Source organism: Kineococcus sp. G2 (genome assembly GCF_037154035.1).
Classification (GTDB): Bacteria; Actinomycetota; Actinomycetes; order Actinomycetales; family Kineococcaceae; genus Kineococcus.
Genome location: NZ_JBBBEM010000101.1, coordinates 1 through 17,767, shown reverse-complemented (window position 1 = coordinate 17,767; position 17,767 = coordinate 1). Strand labels below are relative to the sequence as shown.

The window sequence follows — 17,767 nt, the reverse complement described above, 5'->3', positions numbered from 1 at the left end:
CGGTGCGGGGGTGAGCTGCCCGGTGCGGGTGGTGCTCGCGGACGACCACGCGGCGGTGCGGGCGGGGCTGCGGATGATCCTGGAGGCGTCCGGGGAGGTGGTGGTCGTCGGGGAGGCGGCCGACGGGGAGACCGCGGTGGCGCAGTGCCGGGCGCTGCGCCCGGACGTGGTGGTCATGGACCTGCGGATGCCGGGCACCGACGGGGTCGCGGCGACGGCGCGGGTGGTGGCGGACGGCACGGCGGTGCTGGTGCTGACGACGTTCGACCTGGACGAGCTGGTGCTGGGGGCGCTGCGCGCGGGGGCGGCGGGGTTCCTGCTGAAGACGGCGGACGGCCCGCGGCTGGTGGACGCCGTGCGGCGGGTCGCGGCGGGCGAGGGCGTGCTGGCGCCGGAGGTGACGCGCACCGTGCTGGCGTCGGTGGCGGCGGGGTCGTCGGGGCCCGCGCCCGGTGCGGCGGCGGGCCCGGACCTGTCGGCGCTGACGGAGCGCGAGCGGGAGGTGCTGCGCTGCCTGGGCGAGGGGCTGACGAACGCGGAGCTGGCGCGGCGGCTGGCCATCTCGCCGCTGACGGCGAAGACGCACGTGAGCCGGCTGCTGGGCAAGCTGGGGGTCTCGTCCCGGGTGCGGGCGGCGCTGCTGGCACGCGAGGCGGGGCTCGTGTGACCACCCACCCCTTTGCATGATCATCCAGGCACGTGCATAATCTTCCGCATGTCGAAGGTCCTCACCTCCCTGCCCACCGGCGAGCGCGTCGGCATCGCCTTCTCCGGCGGCCTGGACACCTCCGTCGCCGTCGCCTGGATGCGGGAGAAGGGCGCGGTGCCCTGCACGTACACCGCCGACATCGGCCAGTACGACGAGCCCGACATCGCCTCCGTGCCCGGCCGCGCGAAGGACTACGGCGCCGAGGTCGCCCGCCTCGTCGACGGCAGGGCGGCGCTGGTCGAGGAGGGCCTGGCGGCGCTGACCTGCGGGGCGTTCCACATCCGCTCCGGCGGGCGCGCCTACTTCAACACCACCCCCCTGGGCCGGGCCGTCACCGGCACGCTGCTGGTGCGGGCCATGCTCGCCGACGACGTGCAGATCTGGGGCGACGGCTCCACCTTCAAGGGCAACGACATCGAGCGGTTCTACCGCTACGGCCTGCTGGCCAACCCCTCCCTGCGCATCTACAAGCCGTGGCTGGACGCCGACTTCGTCACCGAGCTCGGCGGGCGCAAGGAGATGTCCGAGTGGCTGCAGGCGCGCGACCTGCCGTACCGGGCCAGCACCGAGAAGGCGTACTCCACCGACGCGAACATCTGGGGCGCCACCCACGAGGCGAAGCGGCTGGAGCACCTCGACGTCGGCGTCGAACTGGTCGAACCCATCATGGGCGTGCGGTTCTGGGACCCCGAGGTGGAGATCGCCCCCGAGGACGTCACCATCGGTTTCGAGCAGGGCCGCCCGGTGTCGATCAACGGTTCCACGTTCGAGACCGCCGTGGACCTGGTGCTGGAGGCCAACGCGATCGGCGGCCGGCACGGGCTGGGCATGTCCGACCAGATCGAGAACCGCATCATCGAGGCCAAGAGCCGCGGCATCTACGAGGCCCCCGGCATGGCGCTGCTGCACGCCGCGTACGAGCGGCTCGTCAACGCCATCCACAACGAGGACACCGTCGCCAGCTACCACAACGAGGGCCGGCGCCTGGGCCGGCTGATGTACGAGGGCCGCTGGCTGGACCCGCAGGCGCTGATGCTGCGCGAGTCGCTGCAGCGCTGGGTCGGCATGGCCGTCACCGGCGAGGTGACGCTGCGGCTGCGCCGCGGGGAGGACTACTCGATCCTCGACACCCGCGGCCCCTCGTTCAGCTACCACCCCGACAAGCTGTCGATGGAGCGCACCGAGGACTCCGCGTTCGGCCCGGTGGACCGCATCGGCCAGCTGACCATGCGCAACCTCGACATCGCCGACTCCCGGGCCCGCCTGGAGCAGTACGCCCGCATCGGCCTGGTGGGCCAGTCGCAGCAGCCGGTCCTGGTGGGTGCGGCGCAGGCCGCCTCCACCGGGCTCATCGGCGCGATGGACGAGGGCGGCGCCGAGGCGATCGCCTCGCGCGGCGAGGTCTCCGCCGACGAGTCGCTCCTGGACCGCGCCGCGATGGAGTCCGGCACCGACTGACCGCTCCCGCCGCCCACCCGCCCGTCGCTCGGGGTCCGGGTGGGCGGCACTGGCGCACCTGGCGGTCACCGCGCAGACAGGTGCGTGGCGGTGCCGGGGGTGCCGGCCGCGGCGTTGCGGTCCAGGCACCAGGCGGTGAAGGCGTCGGCCGGCAACGGGCGGCTGTGCACGAACCCCTGGACCTCGTCGGCGCCCAGGCGCCGCACCAGCCGCAGCGTGTCCTCGTCCTCGACGCCTTCGACGAGCAGCCGCAACCCCAGTTCGTGCGCCAGGGCCACGGTGCCGGCCACGATCGCCCGGGTGCGCGGGTTGTGCAGCAGGCGGGAGGTGAAGGAGCGGTCCACCTTCAGCTCCGCCGCGGGCAGGTCGTCGAGGTAGGCCAGGGAGGAGTACCCGGTGCCGTAGTCGTCGATGCTGATGCCGACCCCGTGCGCGGCCAGTTCGCGGGTCAGCGTCGCGGCGTGCGCGGGGTTGGACATCAGGGTCGTCTCGGTGATCTCCAGCACCAGCTCGTGCGGCCGCACCCGGTGTTCGCGCAAGGTGCCCAGCACCAGGCACAGCAGCGTGGGGTCGGTGAAGCAGCTGGCGGAGACGTTGACCGCCACCCGCAGGGGCAACCGCTGCTCGCGCCAGAGCGCCGCCTGCTGCACGGCGATCTGCACGACCTCGGTGGTCAAGGTGGTCATCAGGCCGTGCCGCTCGACCAGGTCGACGAAGGTCTGCGGTCCCACCAGGCCCAGGCGCGGGTGCTGCCAGCGCACCAGGGCCTCCGCGCCCGTCACCTCGTCCGTGCGCAGGTCCAGCTGCGGCTGGTAGTGCACGACGAGCTCCCCGCAGGCCACGCCGGCGACGGCGTCGGGAGCGCCCAGCAGGACCTTCAGCTCCTCCACGAGCCGGGCCTGCTCGCGGTGCTCGCGCGCGGCCGCGCGGTCGTGCAGACGGGTACCACCACCGGCGGCCTTGGCGGCGTACATCGCCGTGTCGGCGTCGCGCAGCAACCGCTCGCTGCCCTCCTCCCCCACCTCCACCGCCGTCGCCGCCTGCACCACCCGGGCCACCTGGTCGAGGCCGCGAGCACCTGCCTGCTCGTGCGCTCCCGCCCGGGCGGCGGGGCGTGAGCGTGCCCGCGTCGCGATGCCGATGCTGCACGCGACCAGCAGCCGGTGACCACCGACGTCCACCGGCTCACCGACGGCGGCGTGCAGCGCCTCGGCCACGGCAAGCGCGTCGTCGGTGCGCTCACCGGGCAGCAGGTACGCGAACTCGTCCCCGCCCAGGCGCACCGCGGTGCCGTGCTGGCTGACCTCCACCTGCAGGCGCGTGGCGACGTGGCGCAGGAGCTCGTCGCCCACCGCGTGCCCGAAGCGGTCGTTGACCGCCTTGAACCCGTCCAGGTCGATGACCGCCAAGGTGGCCGCCGCACCGTCGGCGTCCAGCCCGTCCAGCAGGGCCTGCAGCGCGCGGCGGTTGGCCAGGCCGGTCAACGGGTCGGTCAGCGACTCCTGGCGGGTGCGGGCCAGCTGGTCGAGGGAACGGATCAGGTGCACCGAGCGCAAGCTCACCAGCGCCAGCGCGACGACCACGCACACCACCGCGGCCACCGGCGGGTGCCGGCGCAGCACCGCCGCCACGGCCAGCGCACCGACTCCCGCGACCAGCACGACCAGCGAACCGCTCGCGTGAGCGCGCGTGGTCACCGCCCGCGCCGTGCTCGAGCTGGGGGTGGGGGTGGCGCTGGTCGCGAGCAGCGCACCGGTCAGGGCCCAGCACGCGGCGGCGCCACCGGCGTCGAGGCCCTCGCGGCCGAACCGGACGCCCAGCAGGACCTGCTGCGCGGCGAGCAGGCCCACCGCTGCCGTGGTCAGCCAGATGCGCGCGTCCGCGCGCAGGCCCCCGATGAAGGCGACGGTGACCGCGGTGCCCAGCAGCATCAGCAGGCAGGCGACGGCCAGCACCCACAGCTGCAGCCACCACCACGGCCAGGAGCTGCCCGGCCCGCGCAGCCACGTGGTGCCCGTGGTGCCCATCGCGGTCAGGATCAGCACCGCGCCGACGCCGTTGAGCCAGTCACCGGGTCCAGCCGTCGTGGAGCGGTACCGGTTCCAGTGCACCAGCCCCTGGTACAGCAACGGGCAGGCGGCGATCACCGCGACGGTCAGCAGGACGCTCGCCGGGCTCGGCGCACCCCCGGCGGGGCTGTGGGCACCGACGCCGAGACCGGTGACGCTCACCGCTGCCGCAGTGATCACCCCACCGGCCAGCACACCCAGCGCCCGGGTGAAGCAGCGCCACACCGTCAGCTCGGCACCCACCCGCCGCGCCCGGCGCCTCGTGGTGCACGCCGCGAGCACCAGAGCCGCCACCGCCAGCGCGAGCTCCGCCACCTGCGAGGCGACGGCCCCGGTCCCGGAGCGCCCCGCCGGGGTGGCGTGGACGACCAGCGCGAGGACGGCAGCGGTGACGGCGGCGGCGAGGCAGCCGGCCAGCGCCCCCTTGCGACCGGACCTGCTCCCGTCCTGCCCGAAGGGTGCTGCGGCTGCACGAGGGGGCGAGGGCTCCCCCGGCACGCGCGGGCTGCGGGGGGCGGCCGCTCCGGTGCGCGCCGACCGCGCCTGTGCGCGTCCTGCACTCATGCGCTCAGCGTCGGCACCCGACCGGTGCGGCAGGAGCGGCCAAGCGGGTGCAACGCCGCGGCGGCCAGGGGGTCGGGCACCTCCGCCCTCGGGTGGTCGTCCCGACGCGAGCGGCGAGGGCGCGGCGTCACCCCGCCGGCGCGTCCTCCACGTCCACCGGTTCCACCAGGTCCGGCCCGTCGTTGCGGGGGCTGTTCACCGCGGTGGAGACCGGGTGGGTGGCCAGGTGCGGTTCGGGCACCGCGTCCAGGACCTGCCGCACCAGCTCCAGGTCGGTCAGCTCCGGGTCCAGCCAGTCGCCCCTCATCTCCGGCGGCACCACGACGGGCGTGCGGTCGTGGATGTGCCCGAGGGCGTCGGACGCCCGGGTGGTGAGGACGGTGAACGTCCAGCGCCAGCGGTCGGGGTCGTCCTCGGCCTTCGCCGGGTCCGGCCACAGCTCGTACAGGCCCGCGAACGTCAGCAGCTCACCGTCGGCGCCGTGCAGGAAGTGCGGCACCTTCGCCCGCCCCTCGCGCCGCTGCCACTCGTAGTACCCGTCGGCGGGCACCAGCAGCCGGCGCCGGGAGGCCGCCCGGCGGTAGGCGGGTTTCTCCGTGACCGTCTCCACCCGCGCGTTGATCATCTTGTTGCCGATCGCGGTGTCCTTCGCCCAGGACGGCACCAGGCCCCAGCGCAGCGTGCGCACCTGCCGCACCGGCGCGGCGCCGGGTTCGCCGTCCGGGGCGCGTTCCAGCACGACGCGCGCCCGCTGCGTCGGCGCGATGTTCCACGACGGCGACGGCGCTCCCCCCACGACCTCACCGGCGCCCAGCAGCTCCACCAGCTCACCGTCGGAGCGGGACAGGACGTAGCGACCGCACACGAGGGCAGTGTGCCCGCGCGCGGGCTCGCACGCAGGAGGGGCGAGCGCACCCGGGCCTACCCTCCTGCTCACCGGCCGCACCGGCCGGCAGCGCCGAACCGGAGGAGCACGCGTGAGCGGTCCCACCCCCCGACCCCTCGTCGAACCGCGGGACGTGCCGTACGAGGAGTTCCCGGCGAGCACCCGCAGCACCGACGGCACGCACGTCCTGGCGGCCGACCGGACCCCGCGGCACGGCAGCGCCGTCCTCGGCGTGGAGTACGCGCGCAAGTCCGGCAGGGCCCTGCACCTGCACGTCCTGCTGCCGCCGACGGGCCCGGGCGGCGACGAGCGGTTCCCCCTGGTCGTGTACGTGCAGGGTTCCGCCTGGTTCGAGCAGCAGCTCGGCACGAACCTGCCCGCCCTGGCGCACTTCGCGCGCCGGGGTTACGTCGTCGCGATCGCCGAGTACCGCCCTTCCACCGTCGCCCCGTTCCCCGCGCAGGTGCGCGACGCGGGCAGCGCCGTGCGGTTCCTGCGCCGCAACGCCGAGCGGTTCCACGTCGACCCCGAGCGCGTCGCGATGTGGGGCGACTCCTCCGGCGGGCACACGACCGTGCTCGCCCACCTGACCGACGGCGACCAGGAGTACGGCGACGAACCGGTCGACGCCGAACCGCTGGCCCTGCGCTGCGCGGTCGACTACTACGGCCCCACCGACATCGCCAGGATGAACGAGGAACCCTCGATCCAGGACCACACCGGCCCGCGCAGCCCGGAGGGGGTGCTCATCGGCGGCGTGGACGTCCTGGCGAACCCGGAGCGGGTGCGGCCCACCGTCGCGGCGCACCACGTCGACCCCGCCGTGCCGCGCCCGCCGCTGCTGGTGGTGCACGGCGACAAGGACCGCCTCGTGCCGTTCGGGCAGAGCGTCCTGCTCGTCGAGGCCCTGCGGGCGGCGGGGCAGCCCGTCACGTTCCACCGCCTCGCGGGCGCGGACCACGGCGGCCCGCCCTTCTGGACCGAGGAGGTCCTGGACGTGGTGGACGGCTTCCTGCGCGAGAACCTCTGAGGGACGCTCGAGGTCACGCGCCCTCAAGCCCGGTGCCGGCGCCGCCGATGCAGTGGGCACGAGCGGGAACGGGGTCGCCGGCGCCAGGCCCGACCCCGTTCCCGCTCCCCCAGCGCCCCGCCGCGGCGTGCCTCCCCGCCGCGCGCCGCCCCGCCTCCTACCGTGACCGCCGGGACCGTCCGACGACTCCCGCGCCCGCGGGGTCCGCCGTCCAGGAGGAGCACCGTGCACGAGACCGACCCGGCGACCGCGCTGCTCGACACGACCGAGCGGGTGTGGGCACCGCGCACCGACGGCCTGTGGGAGTCCACCGACCGGATCATCACCACGCGGCAGCTGCTGGAGGACGCGTTCGGGCCCACCCGCCCGGCCCCGTGACCACCGGCTGGGACGCGTCGCTGGCCGCGTTCGGCGACGCGGCCCGCTGGTTCGCGCGCACCGCGGCGCTGGTCGGGGACCGCTGGTCCTCCCCCGGGCTGGGCGAGTGGGACGTGCGCGCCCTCGTCGGGCACACCAGCCGCTCCCCGCTGACCGTCGAGGCGTACCTCGCGCGGCCCGCCGACCGGGTGGACGTCGCCTCGGCGGTGGAGTACTACCGGGCCACGCGCGCGATCGCCGCCGGTCCCGGGGTGGCGCAGCGCGGCCGCGACGCCGGTGCCGCGCTGGGCGCCGACCCGGCCGCGGAGGTGGTCGCGATCACCGAGCGCGTCACGGCCCTCCTCGCCGGTCGCGACGGCACCGAGCTCCTCACGACGATCGTCGGAGGGATGCGCCTGGCCGACTACCTGCCCACGCGCACCGTCGAGCTGACCGTCCACACCGCGGACCTCGCCGTGGCCCTGGGCGTCCCCGCGGAACCCCCGGCGAGCGCCGCCGCGCACACCCTGCGGGTGGCCGCGGACCTGGCGGTGGCCGACGGCCGCGCCGCTCCCCTGCTGCTGGCGGCCACCGGGCGGGCGGGGCTGCCGGCGGGGTTCTCGGTGCTGTGAGCGCAGCGACCGGGGCGCCGCCGCCGTCGGCGGGCGCCCCGGGCACGCCGGGTAGGTTGGGCGGGATGAGCGGTTCCGAGGACCCCGTGGACGGTGCGGTGCGCGCGACGCGAGCGCTCGTAGGGATCGCCGTGCGCTCGCTCGCGGGCGCGCTGGAGGTCATGACCCTCCCGCAGTACCGGGTGCTGGTGCTCGTCAGCACCGGCGGCGCCCTGCGCAGCGGCGACCTCGCCGTCGAGCTGGGGGTGCACCCCTCCACCCTGACCCGCACCGTCGACCGCCTCGTGGGCGGCGGCTGGGTCCGGCGCACCGGCAACCCCGCGAACCGGCGCGAGGTCCTGGTGGAGGCCACCGACACCGGCCGGGAACTCGTGCAGAGCGTCATGGCGCACCGCCGCCGCGAGGTGGCCACCGTCCTGGAGCGCCTGGACCCGGACGCGCGGGCCCGCGTCAGCGAGGGGATGGCCCTGTTCGCCGCCGCCGCCGGGGACCCCGGTGCCGGGGAGCTGTCCCGCCTCGGCGTGGAGCGCTGACGCACCGCCACGGGTGGAACGGGCCCGGGCTGGGTACGTCACGGGCATGGCACCCGACACCGCGACGATCTCCCGCCTGCACGAGCAGGTGCACGAGCGGATGCACGCCGTGCAGTCCGCCTACGAGGGCGACGAGGAACGCCCCCTGGGCGGGTTCCTCACCCTGATGGGTGTCTACGCCGGCGCGGTCGGCGGTGCCGGCCTGCTGGCCCGCGCGCGCGGGCGCTCCCTGCCCGACCGGTTCACCGCCGGTGACCTCGCCCTGCTGACGCTCGCCACCCACAAGGCGAGCCGGATCATCAGCAAGGACGCCGTCACCGCACCGTTCCGCGCCCCCTTCACCCGCTTCGCCGGCTCCGCCGGGGAGGGCGAGAACATGGAGGAGGTGCGCGGGCAGGGCATCCGCCACTCCATCGGGGAGCTGCTCACCTGCCCGTTCTGCACGTCGGTGTGGGTGGCGACCGGGTTCGTCGCCGGCGGCGTCATCGCGCCGAAGCTGACCCGCAGCGCCGCGGCCATGCTGACCGCGGTGCTCGGCTCGGACGTGCTGCACCTGCTGTACGACAGCGCCAAGCACCTGCCCGAGCGGGCGCAGCCCGACGACTGAGCTCAGCGCCCGCCGGGGTGGTCGGCGGGTGCCGCCAGGCGCCCGGCCGCCAGCGCGATGAGCGCGGCGGCGGCGCCGGCGGCCACCGCGAACGCCCACCGGGTCCCGGCGGCGTCGGCCAGCCCACCGGCCAGCGCGGACCCCACGGCGGTGCCCAGCACGGTGCCGCTGGTGAGCAGCGTCATGGCCGCCCCACCGGTGCGGTGCCCGCCGGTCTCGGCGGTGACCGTGTTGACCGTCACCATGACGGGGCCGACGAACAGGCCGGTGAGGAACGTCGCGGGCACCAGCGCGAGGGTGGTGCCCGCCGCGGCGAGCATCGCGAGCGCACCGACGAGCAGGCCGACCGCGCTGAGGAACCACCGGCGCCGCAGGGAGACGTGCGCGGGCACCAGCACCATGCCCAGCGCGGTGATCGTGGAGCCGATCGCCAGGGCCGCGTAGACGAGGGAACCGTCGGAGGGCCGGCCGGCGTCGGTGGCGGCGGCGGTCAGCGCCGCCTGGGTGCCGCCGAACACGGCGCCCATCGCGAGCATCCCCAGCACCGGGCGCACCACCGACGGCTGCCGGCCGCGGGTGCGCTGCGCCGGCACGGCGGCGGGGGCGGCGGTGCGTGCGGCGGTGACCCGGTGGGTGCGGTGCACGGCGAACGCGGTGGCGAACACGGCGGTGACGGCGGCGGCCACCAGCAGCGGGGTGCGCGGGCCCGCGGCGAGCGCGATCAGCCCGACGGCGGCGGGGCCGGCGACGAAGGACAGCTCGTCGACGACGCCCTCGTACGCCATGGCGGTGCGCAGGTCCGCCGGTGACAGCCGCATCCACCGCACCCGCGACAGCGGGCTGACCTGCGGCAGGGTGGCGCCGGCGAGGAAGGCCGCCACCAGCAGCGCCGGCACGGCCCCGCCGAGGGCGAGGACGAACCCGGTGAGGGCGATCAGGTGGGCGGCGACCAGGGGCAGCAGCACGCGGCGCTGCCCGTGCCGGTCGCACAGCACCCCGGCGCCGGCCGCGCCGAGCGCCTCACCGACGGCGGTGGCGGCGGCGGCCGCACCACCGGCGGCGATGGACCCGCTGGTGGCGGTGACGGCGGTGAGCACCGCGATCGGCACCATCGACACGGGCAGGCGGGCCAGCGCGGACACCACCAGGTAGGACCACCCGGCGACGGCGGGCAGGCGGCGGTAGGTGGCGAGGGCCCCGGTGGGGCGGGCGGGTGGCGGGGTCAGGACGTCGTGGCGGTCCACGGGTAGCCTCCAGTGCGGCGGCGCCACCCCCAGCCACTGAGGCGCCCGGACCCTGGACTTCTGCGGCGATCGTAGGTCGGGACGCCCGGCGCGCGCCAGTCGCCGGTGGGCTCCCTCACCCGGTCAGGTGCTCGCGCAGGGTCGTGCCCGCGTACTCCCGGCGGAACAGCCCGCGCCGCTGCAGCTCCGGCACGACGTGGTCGACGAACACCTCCAGGGACCCGGGCAGCGTCGGCGGCATGAGGTTGAACCCGTCGGCCCCTCCCCCGCGGAACCACTCCTCGACCCGGTCGGCCACCCGCCCGGGCGTGCCCACGACCGTGCAGTGCCCGCCGCCGGCGGCGAGCCGCCCCAGCAGCTCCCGCACGGTGGGCCGCTCCACCTCCACGATCCGCAGGATCGTCTCGTAGCGCCCGCGCGGGCCGGGGAAGCCCTCCGCGGGCGGCAGCGGCGGCACGGGGGCGTCCAGGTCCCAGGCGGTGCAGTCCTGCTGCACGAACACCGACAGCTGCGCCAGGGAGTGCTCCACCGGCAGCAGCCCGTCGAGCTCGGCCCGCAGCCGGTGCGCCTCCTCCTCGGTGGACCCCACGAACGCCACGAGGCCGGGCATGACGACCAGCGCGTCGGGGTCGCGGCCGGCGGCGGCGGCGCGGCGGCGCAGGTCGTCGCGGTACGCCCGCGCGCTGGGCAGGTCGTGCGCGACGGCGTACACCCCCTCCGCGCTGCGGGCGGCGAGGTCGCGGCCGGCGTCGGAGGCGCCGGCCTGGAACAGCACCGGGCGCCCCTGAGGGGAGCGCGGCACCGTGAGCGGGCCGTCCACGCGGAAGTGCTCGCGCCGGTGCCCGACCCGGTGCACGCGGGTGGGGTCGGCGTAGCGGCCGGTGCGGTCCAGCACGAGGGCGTCGGCGTCCCAGGAGTCCCACAGCGCCAGGGCGACGTCGACGAACTCCGCGGCGCGCTCGTACCGCCGCGCCGACGGCGGCATCGCGTCCAGACCGAAGTTGCGGGCCTCGGCGTCGTGCATGGAGGTGACGACGTTCCACCCGGCGCGCCCGCCGGACAGGTGGTCCAGGGAGGCGAGCACGCGCGCAGCGTGGAACGGCTGCCAGAACGTGGTGGACACCGTGGAGACCAGGCCGATCCGCTCGGTGGCGCGGGCCATCGCCGCCAGGGTGGTCAGCGGCTCCAGGAACCAGCCCGGCCCCAGCGAGACGTCACCGGTGGACTGCCCGTCGGCGAAGAACACCGCGTCGAGCAGGCCTCGCTCGGCGGTGCGGGCCAGGTCCTCGTACCAGCGCACGTCCCCGAGGCGCTCGACGTCGGAGGACGGGTGGCGCCAGGCGGCGGCGTGGTGACCGGTGCCGTACAGGAACGCGCCGAGGTGCAGCCGGCGCCCCGCGGGGTTCACGGCACCAGCACGGCACGGCCGGTGACCTCGCCGCGCGCGAGCGCGCCCAGCACCTCGTCCACCGCGTCCAGCGGCTCGACGCGGCCCACGACGGAGCGCACCACGCCGCGCGCGACGAGGTCCAGGCCGAGCTCCAGCTCCGCGAGGGTGTTCGAGACGGACGTGAGGATCCGCTGCTCGGGCACCACCAGCTCCACCGGGTTCAGCTCGACGCGCTCGGCGGAGTAGCCCACGTACACCAGCGCGCCGCCGGGGCCGAGCGCGGCCAGGGCCTGCCGCCCGGTGGCGGCGGTGCCGACGAGCTCGAACACCGCGTCGGCGCCGCCGGTCAGGCGCTGCACCTGCGCGCCGACGTCGCCGTCGGCGGGGTCGAGGACCCACTCGGCGCCCAGGGACCCCGCCAGGTCGCGGCGGCGCTGCGACCTGGCGACGGCGGCGACGCGGGCACCGCGGTGGCGCAGCACCTGCACCAGCGCCGAACCCACGCCCCCCGCCCCGTAGACGACGGCGACGTCGTCGGCGCGCACGTCGGCGACCGCCGCCGCGTGCAGGGCGGTGGTGACGCTGCACGCCACCGGTGCCGCCTGCTCGAACGTCAGCGCGTCGGGGATCCGGGCGAGGCTGCGCGCGGGAACGGCGAGGAACTCCGCGAAACCGCCGTCGGAGGCGAACGCGAGCATCCCGCGCGGTGCGCTGCACAGGTTCTCCCGGCCGCGGCGGCACTGCCGGCAGTCGCCGCAGGAGTGCAGGTAGTGCACGGCGACGCGGTCGCCGGGCACCCACGCGGTGACGTCCGCACCGGTCTCCTCAACGGTGCCGGCGACCTCGTGCCCCGGGGTGATCGGGGTGCGGGCCGGGGTCAGCAGACCCTCGGTGAAGTGCAGCTCGGTGGCGCACACACCGGCGGCGCGCACGCGCACGAGCACCTCGCCCGGGCCGGGCACCGGCCGCGGGACCTCCTGCACCTCGATCGGCCGGCCGGGTCCGGTGAAGCGGGCAGCGCGCACGGTTCTCTCCTCGCGACGGGGTGGCCCCCACCCCTCCCCCTCCCCCCTCGGTGATCAAGGAAGTTGCAACTTCCTTGATCACCGCGGGGTGGCGGGGGTTCTGGGAGCCAGGGACGTGGGGGGGTCAGGGGTGGGGGTCAGAGGTGGGCGGGGTCAGGCGCCGCGGGCGTCCCAGGCGGCGATGCCGCCCCTCAGGTGCACCACGTCGGTGCGACCGTGCTCGCGCAGCGCGCGCAGGGCCTGCGCCGACCGGGTCCCCCCGGCGCAGTGCAGCACCAGCGGACGGTCGGCCGGCACGCGGCCGGGGTCGGCGAGCAGGTCCGCCAGCGGCACCAGCACCGACCCGGGGATCGCGCTCGCGGCGTGCTCGGCGGGTTCGCGCACGTCCACGAGGACGAACTCGTCGCGGCCCTCGGCGCGTTCGCGCAGGCGCCGGTCCAGCTCGGCCGCGTCCAGCTCCGGGACGTCCGCCTCCTCGACCGCGCACACCTGCACGACGTCCGCCACCTCCGTGACGGGGGCGCGTCGCGGGTCCGGGGCGAGGTTCAGCGTGCGCCACGTCATCGCGAGCGCGTCGTGCACGAGCACGCGGCCCAGCAGGCTGTCACCGGCGCCGGTGACGAGCTTGACCGCCTCGGTGACCATCGCCGAACCCACCGCCGCGCACACCCCGCCGACGACGCCGGCCTCCCCGCAGGAGGGCACCGTGCCCGGTGCGGGCGGTTGGGCGAACAGGTCGCGGTACGTGGGCCCGTGGCCTTCCCAGAACACCGACACCTGGCCGGCGAACCGCAGCACCGCCCCCCACACCCACGGCCTGCCCGCCAGGACGCAGGCGTCGTTGACGAGGTAGCGGGTGGTGAAGTTGTCCGCACCGTCCACGACGAGGTCGTAACCGGACACCAGGTCCACGGCGTTGCGCGCGGTGAGGCGCTCGCGGTGCCGCACGACGCGCACCAGCGGGTTGGTGCGCTCCACCGCGTCGGCGGCGCTGTCCACCTTGGCCCGGCCGACGTCCGCGGTGCCGTGCAGGACCTGCCGGTGCAGGTTCGACTCGTCCACCACGTCGTCGTCGACGACGCCGATCGTGCCGACCCCCGCGGCCGCCAGGTACAGCAGCGCGGGGGAACCCAGGCCGCCGGCGCCGACGACGAGGACGCGCGCGGCCTTCAGCCGCCGCTGCCCCGTCTCGCCGATCTCGGGCAGGAGCAGCTGGCGGGAGTACCGGCGACGCTCCTCGGCCGTCAGCTCGGCGCCCGGTTCCACGAGGGGTTCGAGCTTCACCGCGCCTCCCCGGGAGCCGTGGAACCGGAACCCGTGGAACCGAACTGCGCCAGGCCCGCCCACGACGAGGACGCCTGCGCGAGCGCGCGCTGCGGGATGCGTCCCGCGCGCCGCGCCGCCCGGCCCGCCAGCACCGCGTGCCGCATCGCGGTCCCCATGAGCTCCGGGTCCTGCGCGCGCGTCACCGCGGTCGCCAGCAGCACCGCGTCGCAGCCCAGTTCCATCGCGAGCGCGGCGTCGGAGGCGGTGCCGATGCCCGCGTCCAGCACGACGGGGACCCCGGCGCGCTCGGCGATGAGGGCGATGTTGTGCGGGTTCAGGACGCCCAGCCCGGTGCCGATGGGCGCACCCAGCGGCATGACGGCCGCGCACCCGGCGCGTTCCAGGCGCAGCGCCAGCGCCGGGTCGTCGTTGGTGTACGCCAGGACGGTGAAACCGTCGTCGACGAGCAGTTCGGCGGCGTCGAGGAGCTCCACCGCGTCCGGCAGCAGGGTCTCCTCGTCGGCGACGACCTCCAGCTTCACCCAGTCGGTGCCCAGCGCCTCCCGCCCCAGGCGGGCGGTCAGCAGCGCCTCGCGCGCCGTGCGGCACCCGGCGGTGTTCGGCAGCACCTGCACGCCCACCCGTTCCAGCACGTCGAGCAGGGAACCGCGCGCGGCCGGGTCGACGCGGCGCAGCGCCACCGTCGTCAGCTCCGTGCCGGAGGCGCGCAGCGCCCGCTCCAGCACGTCGTGGTTGGCGGCACCGCCCGTGCCCGTGATGAGCCGGGACGTGAACTCCCGCCCGGCGATCGTGAACGGGTCGGCGGTCGCCGTCCCGTCCCCGGCCACCGCCGCCGGTTCCGCCACGGTCTGCGTCGTCACCACCGCGTTCACCCTCCCGCCACCGCCTGCAGAACCTCGAGGCGGTCGCCCGCCGACACCGTCGTCGAACCCCAGCTGCCGGCGGGCACGACCTCGTCGGCCAGCGCCACCGCCGTGCCGCGGCCGGGTTCCAGCCCCGGCGCGAAACCCGCCACGACGTCCGCGACGGTGGAACCTGCCGGCACCCGCAGGACCTCGCCGTTCACCAGCACCTCGACCTGCCCGTCCGTCGCGGTCACAGCACCCCCACCTCCTCGCGGGCCGCGGTGCGCGACCCGAACCTCCCCGGGTCGCAGGCCGCGACCTCGGGCGGGACCGGCTCGCCGTCGGCGAGCGCCGCGACGGCGTCGGCCGTGATCCCCGACAGCAGCACCCCGTTGCGGTGGTGCCCCACCGCCAGCAGCAGGCCCGGCACGTCCCCGTGGCCGATGAGCGGCAGGTTGTCCGGTGAACCGGGGCGCGAGCGGGCCAGCAGTTCCACGAGCTCCAGCTCCGCGGTGCCGGGGACGAGGGCCTGCGCGTCGCGCAGCAGGTCGTGGGCGGCGCCGGCGGTGACGGTCTCGTCGAAACCCCGATCCTCGCTGGTGGCGCCGACGACGAGCTCACCGTTCTCGCGCGGCACGAGGTACACGTCGCGGTCGCGCACCACGCCGCGCACGGTGCGCTGCAGCAGGTGCTGCCCGGCGGGCATCCGCAGGCGCGCCACCTGCCCCTTCACGGGCCGCACGGGGGCGTGCTCCTGGGCGCGGGCGCCGGTGGCGAGGACCACCAGCGGCGCGCGCACCGCGGAACCGTCGTCGAAGCGGGCACCGGCGGCGCGGCCGTCCTCGACGAGGACCTCCCCGCGCAGCGGGACCGCGCGCACCCCGCGGGCGGCGGCGGCCGCGCGCAGGGCGCCCAGCAGTTCGCGCGGGTCGACCTGGTGGTCGCCGCGCACGAGGGTCCCGCCGGAGACGGCCGGGTCCAGGAACGGTTCCAGCCGCCGGCACTCGCGGCCGGTGAGGGCCTGCACGTCGAGGCCGAGGAGCTGCTGGGCCCGGCGCACGTCGGCCAGGCGGGCCCGGTCGCCGGCGTCCAGCGCGACGACGAGGGTCCCGCAGTCGCGGTACCCGGTCGGGGACGAACCCGCGGCGCCGGCCTCGGCGGCGTAGCGGCGGAAACCCGCGGCGGCCAGCAGGCTCAGGTCGAGCAGTTCCCGCTCGCCGTGGTGCAGTTCGCTGACGGGCGCGAGCATCCCCGCCGCGGCGCGGGAGGCCCCGCCGCCGGGGTCGGGGTCGGCCAGGACCACGCGGCGGCCGCGCTCGGCGAGCCGCCACGCGCACGCCGTCCCGACGATCCCGCCGCCGAGCACGACGACGTCGCACGCCACCACCGCACACTCCCTTCGCCGGCACGACCCGGAGCAGGTTCGACGGTCGGCGAGTGCGCTCGCCCTCTCAGCCCGCGCTCCCGGGCTCCCGTGGTGCGGCCACCCTACCCCCGCCCCTGGCACACTCGCGCGGGTGCCGAACCCCGCTGGAACCACCGACCCCCGCGAGGCGCTGCGCGCCGCGCGCCTGTACCTGTGCACCGGCGCGCGCCGGCGCGAGGGCGACCTGGAGCGGTTCCTCGACGCTGTCCTCGGCGCGGGCGTGGACGTGGTGCAGCTGCGCGAGAAGGGCCTGGAGGCGGCGGAGGAGCTCCAGCTGCTGGAGGTGTTCGCCGACGCCGCTCGGCGCCACGGCCGCCTGCTGGCGGTCAACGACCGCGCCGACGTCGCCGCGCTCGCCCGCTCGCACGTGCTGCACCTGGGACAGCGCGACCTGACACCCGCCGCGGCGCGCTCCCTGGTCGGCGCGGACGTGCTGATCGGGCGCTCGACGCACTCGCCCGCGCAGTTCGACGCCGCGGTGGCCGACGCGGACGTCGACTACGCGTGCGTGGGCCCGACGTGGGCGACGCCCACGAAACCCGGCCGCGCCGCCGCCGGGCTGGGTCTCGTGCGGCACGCCGCCGCGAGCGCGGGCGGAACCCCCTGGTTCGCGATCGGCGGCATCGACCTGGGCACCGTGGAGGAGGTCGTGGCCGCGGGAGCGCGGCGCGTCGTCGTCGTGCGGGCGATCACGGAGGCGGACGACCCCGCCGCCGCCACCGCGGCGCTGCTGCGCGCCCTGCCGCCGGCGCCCTGACCGGGCGGGAGGACGGGCCGCTCAGCCCCCGGCCGCCTCCTGCGCGGCGAGCTGCTCGCGCAGCCGGCGCACCTCGGCGGCCAGCTCGGCCACGTCCGCGCGGGTGGCCTCCGCGTCCTGGCCGGAGGAGTCGCGCACCTCGTCCAGGAACCACGACGCCAGCGACCCGGTGACCACGCCGACGAGGGCGATGCCGGAGAGCATCAGCCCCACCGCGACGACGCGGCCGGTGGTGGTCACGGGCGCGAAGTCGCCGTACCCGACGGTGGTGATGGTCGTCACGACCCACCACAGGGCCTCGCCGAACGTGGTGATGGTCGCCCCCGGTGCCGGGCGCTCGGCCTCCAGGACGGCGCAGGCGGCGCTGAACCCGATGAGGATCGTCGAGGCGGTCACGTACAGGCCCACCCGCCCGCGCAGGCGCGTGCCGGCGCGCTGGTTCAGCAGCCGCAGCACGGTGACGATCCGCAGCAGCCGCAACGGCTGCAGCATCGGCAGCAGGAGCAGCAGCAGGTCCAGCGGGTGGGTGACGAAGAACCGCAGGCGGTGCCCGCTCAGGCTCAGCCGCAGCAGGTAGTCGACGCCGAACGCCGCCCACACGCCCGTGCGCACGACGTGGCACGCGGTGCGCACGGCCCCCGGCAGCTCCGGCTGCAGGACGGGCAGCGCGTACGCGACCAGCCACAGGCCGGCGACGACCGGGGCCAGGCGCTCGCTGACGTGCTCGTAGGCCCGGTACCGGGCCTGTCGGGGGTTCGCGACCGGGGTGCTCACCCCGGTTCCCTACCGGCGCCGCGGCCGGCTGTCCACCGCGCGGCGCCGTCGACGCGCGGTGGACCGGTCCTGCTGATCACCGGAACGGGGGCGGGGCTCCGTCGACCCGCTCCCGTCCGGCGGTCTCCCGGCCGCCCTCCCCGGCCGGAACCTCCCCGCGCCGGCTCAGGCCGG

The 17,767-nt window shown here is 76.4% G+C and carries 18 protein-coding genes; 8 read left to right on the top strand and 10 right to left on the bottom strand.

Annotated features, from left to right (window positions below):
* Positions 1–10 precede the first annotated feature (10 nt).
* Both V9U69_RS14820 and argG read left to right on the top strand, forming a co-directional pair.
* A complete protein-coding gene (locus tag V9U69_RS14820; RefSeq protein WP_337062622.1) occupies positions 11–667 on the top strand; it encodes a response regulator transcription factor in 657 nt (218 codons plus the stop codon).
* Between the two features lie 48 nt (positions 668–715).
* Positions 716–2,167, top strand: a complete 1,452-nt coding sequence (argG, locus tag V9U69_RS14815; protein WP_337062621.1) for an argininosuccinate synthase — start codon at positions 716–718, stop codon at positions 2,165–2,167.
* Between the two features lie 65 nt (positions 2,168–2,232).
* Here argG and V9U69_RS14810 read toward each other — a convergent pair whose 3' ends face one another.
* The gene (locus V9U69_RS14810; RefSeq protein ID WP_337062620.1) at positions 2,233–4,800 is read right to left on the bottom strand and encodes a putative bifunctional diguanylate cyclase/phosphodiesterase; all 2,568 of its coding nucleotides are present in this window, start codon (positions 4,798–4,800) and stop codon (positions 2,233–2,235) included.
* 127 nt (positions 4,801–4,927) lie between these two features.
* Positions 4,928–5,665, bottom strand: a complete 738-nt coding sequence (locus V9U69_RS14805) for an SOS response-associated peptidase (protein WP_337062619.1) — start codon at positions 5,663–5,665, stop codon at positions 4,928–4,930.
* Positions 5,666–5,777: 112 nt separating this feature from the next.
* On the opposite strand from V9U69_RS14805, the gene V9U69_RS14800 reads away from it, so the two are divergent.
* The 5 genes from V9U69_RS14800 (at position 5,778) to V9U69_RS14780 (ending at position 8,845) form a co-directional block, all read left to right on the top strand.
* The gene (locus V9U69_RS14800) at positions 5,778–6,716 is read left to right on the top strand and encodes an alpha/beta hydrolase (RefSeq protein ID WP_337062618.1); all 939 of its coding nucleotides are present in this window, start codon (positions 5,778–5,780) and stop codon (positions 6,714–6,716) included.
* A 225-nt stretch (positions 6,717–6,941) separates the two neighbouring features.
* A complete protein-coding gene (locus V9U69_RS14795; protein WP_337062617.1) occupies positions 6,942–7,094 on the top strand; it encodes a hypothetical protein in 153 nt (50 codons plus the stop codon).
* On the top strand, positions 7,091–7,705 hold the full coding sequence (locus V9U69_RS14790; RefSeq protein WP_337062616.1) for a maleylpyruvate isomerase N-terminal domain-containing protein: 615 nt from the start codon (positions 7,091–7,093) through the stop codon (positions 7,703–7,705). Before V9U69_RS14795 ends, V9U69_RS14790 begins: the two co-directional genes overlap by 4 nt.
* Positions 7,706–7,770: 65 nt before the next feature.
* Positions 7,771–8,238 carry a MarR family transcriptional regulator gene (locus V9U69_RS14785; protein WP_337062615.1) on the top strand — a complete coding sequence of 156 codons (468 nt, stop codon included), beginning with the start codon at positions 7,771–7,773 and terminating at the stop codon, positions 8,236–8,238.
* A gap of 100 nt (positions 8,239–8,338) precedes the next feature.
* Positions 8,339–8,845: a DUF1360 domain-containing protein gene (locus tag V9U69_RS14780; RefSeq protein WP_442907781.1), complete on the top strand. Its 507-nt coding sequence runs from the start codon at positions 8,339–8,341 to the stop codon at positions 8,843–8,845.
* Between the two features lie 2 nt (positions 8,846–8,847).
* Here V9U69_RS14780 and V9U69_RS14775 read toward each other — a convergent pair whose 3' ends face one another.
* The 7 genes from V9U69_RS14775 to thiO form a co-directional block, all read right to left on the bottom strand.
* Entirely contained in the window at positions 8,848–10,089 is a 1,242-nt protein-coding gene (locus V9U69_RS14775; RefSeq protein ID WP_337062613.1) for an MFS transporter, read from the bottom strand.
* Between the two features lie 115 nt (positions 10,090–10,204).
* Positions 10,205–11,497 (bottom strand): LLM class flavin-dependent oxidoreductase, encoded by a 1,293-nt coding sequence (locus V9U69_RS14770; RefSeq protein WP_337062612.1) that lies wholly within the window; start codon positions 11,495–11,497, stop codon positions 10,205–10,207.
* A complete protein-coding gene (locus V9U69_RS14765) occupies positions 11,494–12,504 on the bottom strand; it encodes an alcohol dehydrogenase catalytic domain-containing protein (protein ID WP_337062611.1) in 1,011 nt (336 codons plus the stop codon). Before V9U69_RS14765 ends, V9U69_RS14770 begins: the two co-directional genes overlap by 4 nt.
* 153 nt (positions 12,505–12,657) lie before the next feature.
* Positions 12,658–13,788, bottom strand: a complete 1,131-nt coding sequence (gene moeB / locus V9U69_RS14760; protein ID WP_337062610.1) for a molybdopterin-synthase adenylyltransferase MoeB — start codon at positions 13,786–13,788, stop codon at positions 12,658–12,660.
* Positions 13,785–14,651: a thiazole synthase gene (locus V9U69_RS14755; RefSeq protein WP_337062609.1), complete on the bottom strand. Its 867-nt coding sequence runs from the start codon at positions 14,649–14,651 to the stop codon at positions 13,785–13,787. Before V9U69_RS14755 ends, moeB begins: the two co-directional genes overlap by 4 nt.
* Positions 14,652–14,659: 8 nt before the next feature.
* Positions 14,660–14,890, bottom strand: a complete 231-nt coding sequence (gene thiS, locus V9U69_RS14750; protein WP_337062608.1) for a sulfur carrier protein ThiS — start codon at positions 14,888–14,890, stop codon at positions 14,660–14,662.
* A complete protein-coding gene (thiO, locus tag V9U69_RS14745; protein WP_337062607.1) occupies positions 14,887–16,023 on the bottom strand; it encodes a glycine oxidase ThiO in 1,137 nt (378 codons plus the stop codon). Before thiO ends, thiS begins: the two co-directional genes overlap by 4 nt.
* A gap of 130 nt (positions 16,024–16,153) precedes the next feature.
* Here thiO and thiE point away from each other — a divergent pair, with 130 nt between their 5' ends.
* Positions 16,154–16,819 (top strand): thiamine phosphate synthase, encoded by a 666-nt coding sequence (gene thiE / locus V9U69_RS14740; RefSeq protein WP_337062606.1) that lies wholly within the window; start codon positions 16,154–16,156, stop codon positions 16,817–16,819.
* Positions 16,820–16,840: 21 nt separating this feature from the next.
* Here the strand turns inward: thiE and V9U69_RS14735 are convergent, their stop codons facing one another.
* On the bottom strand, positions 16,841–17,593 hold the full coding sequence (locus V9U69_RS14735; RefSeq protein WP_337062605.1) for a potassium channel family protein: 753 nt from the start codon (positions 17,591–17,593) through the stop codon (positions 16,841–16,843).
* Positions 17,594–17,767 lie beyond the last annotated feature (174 nt).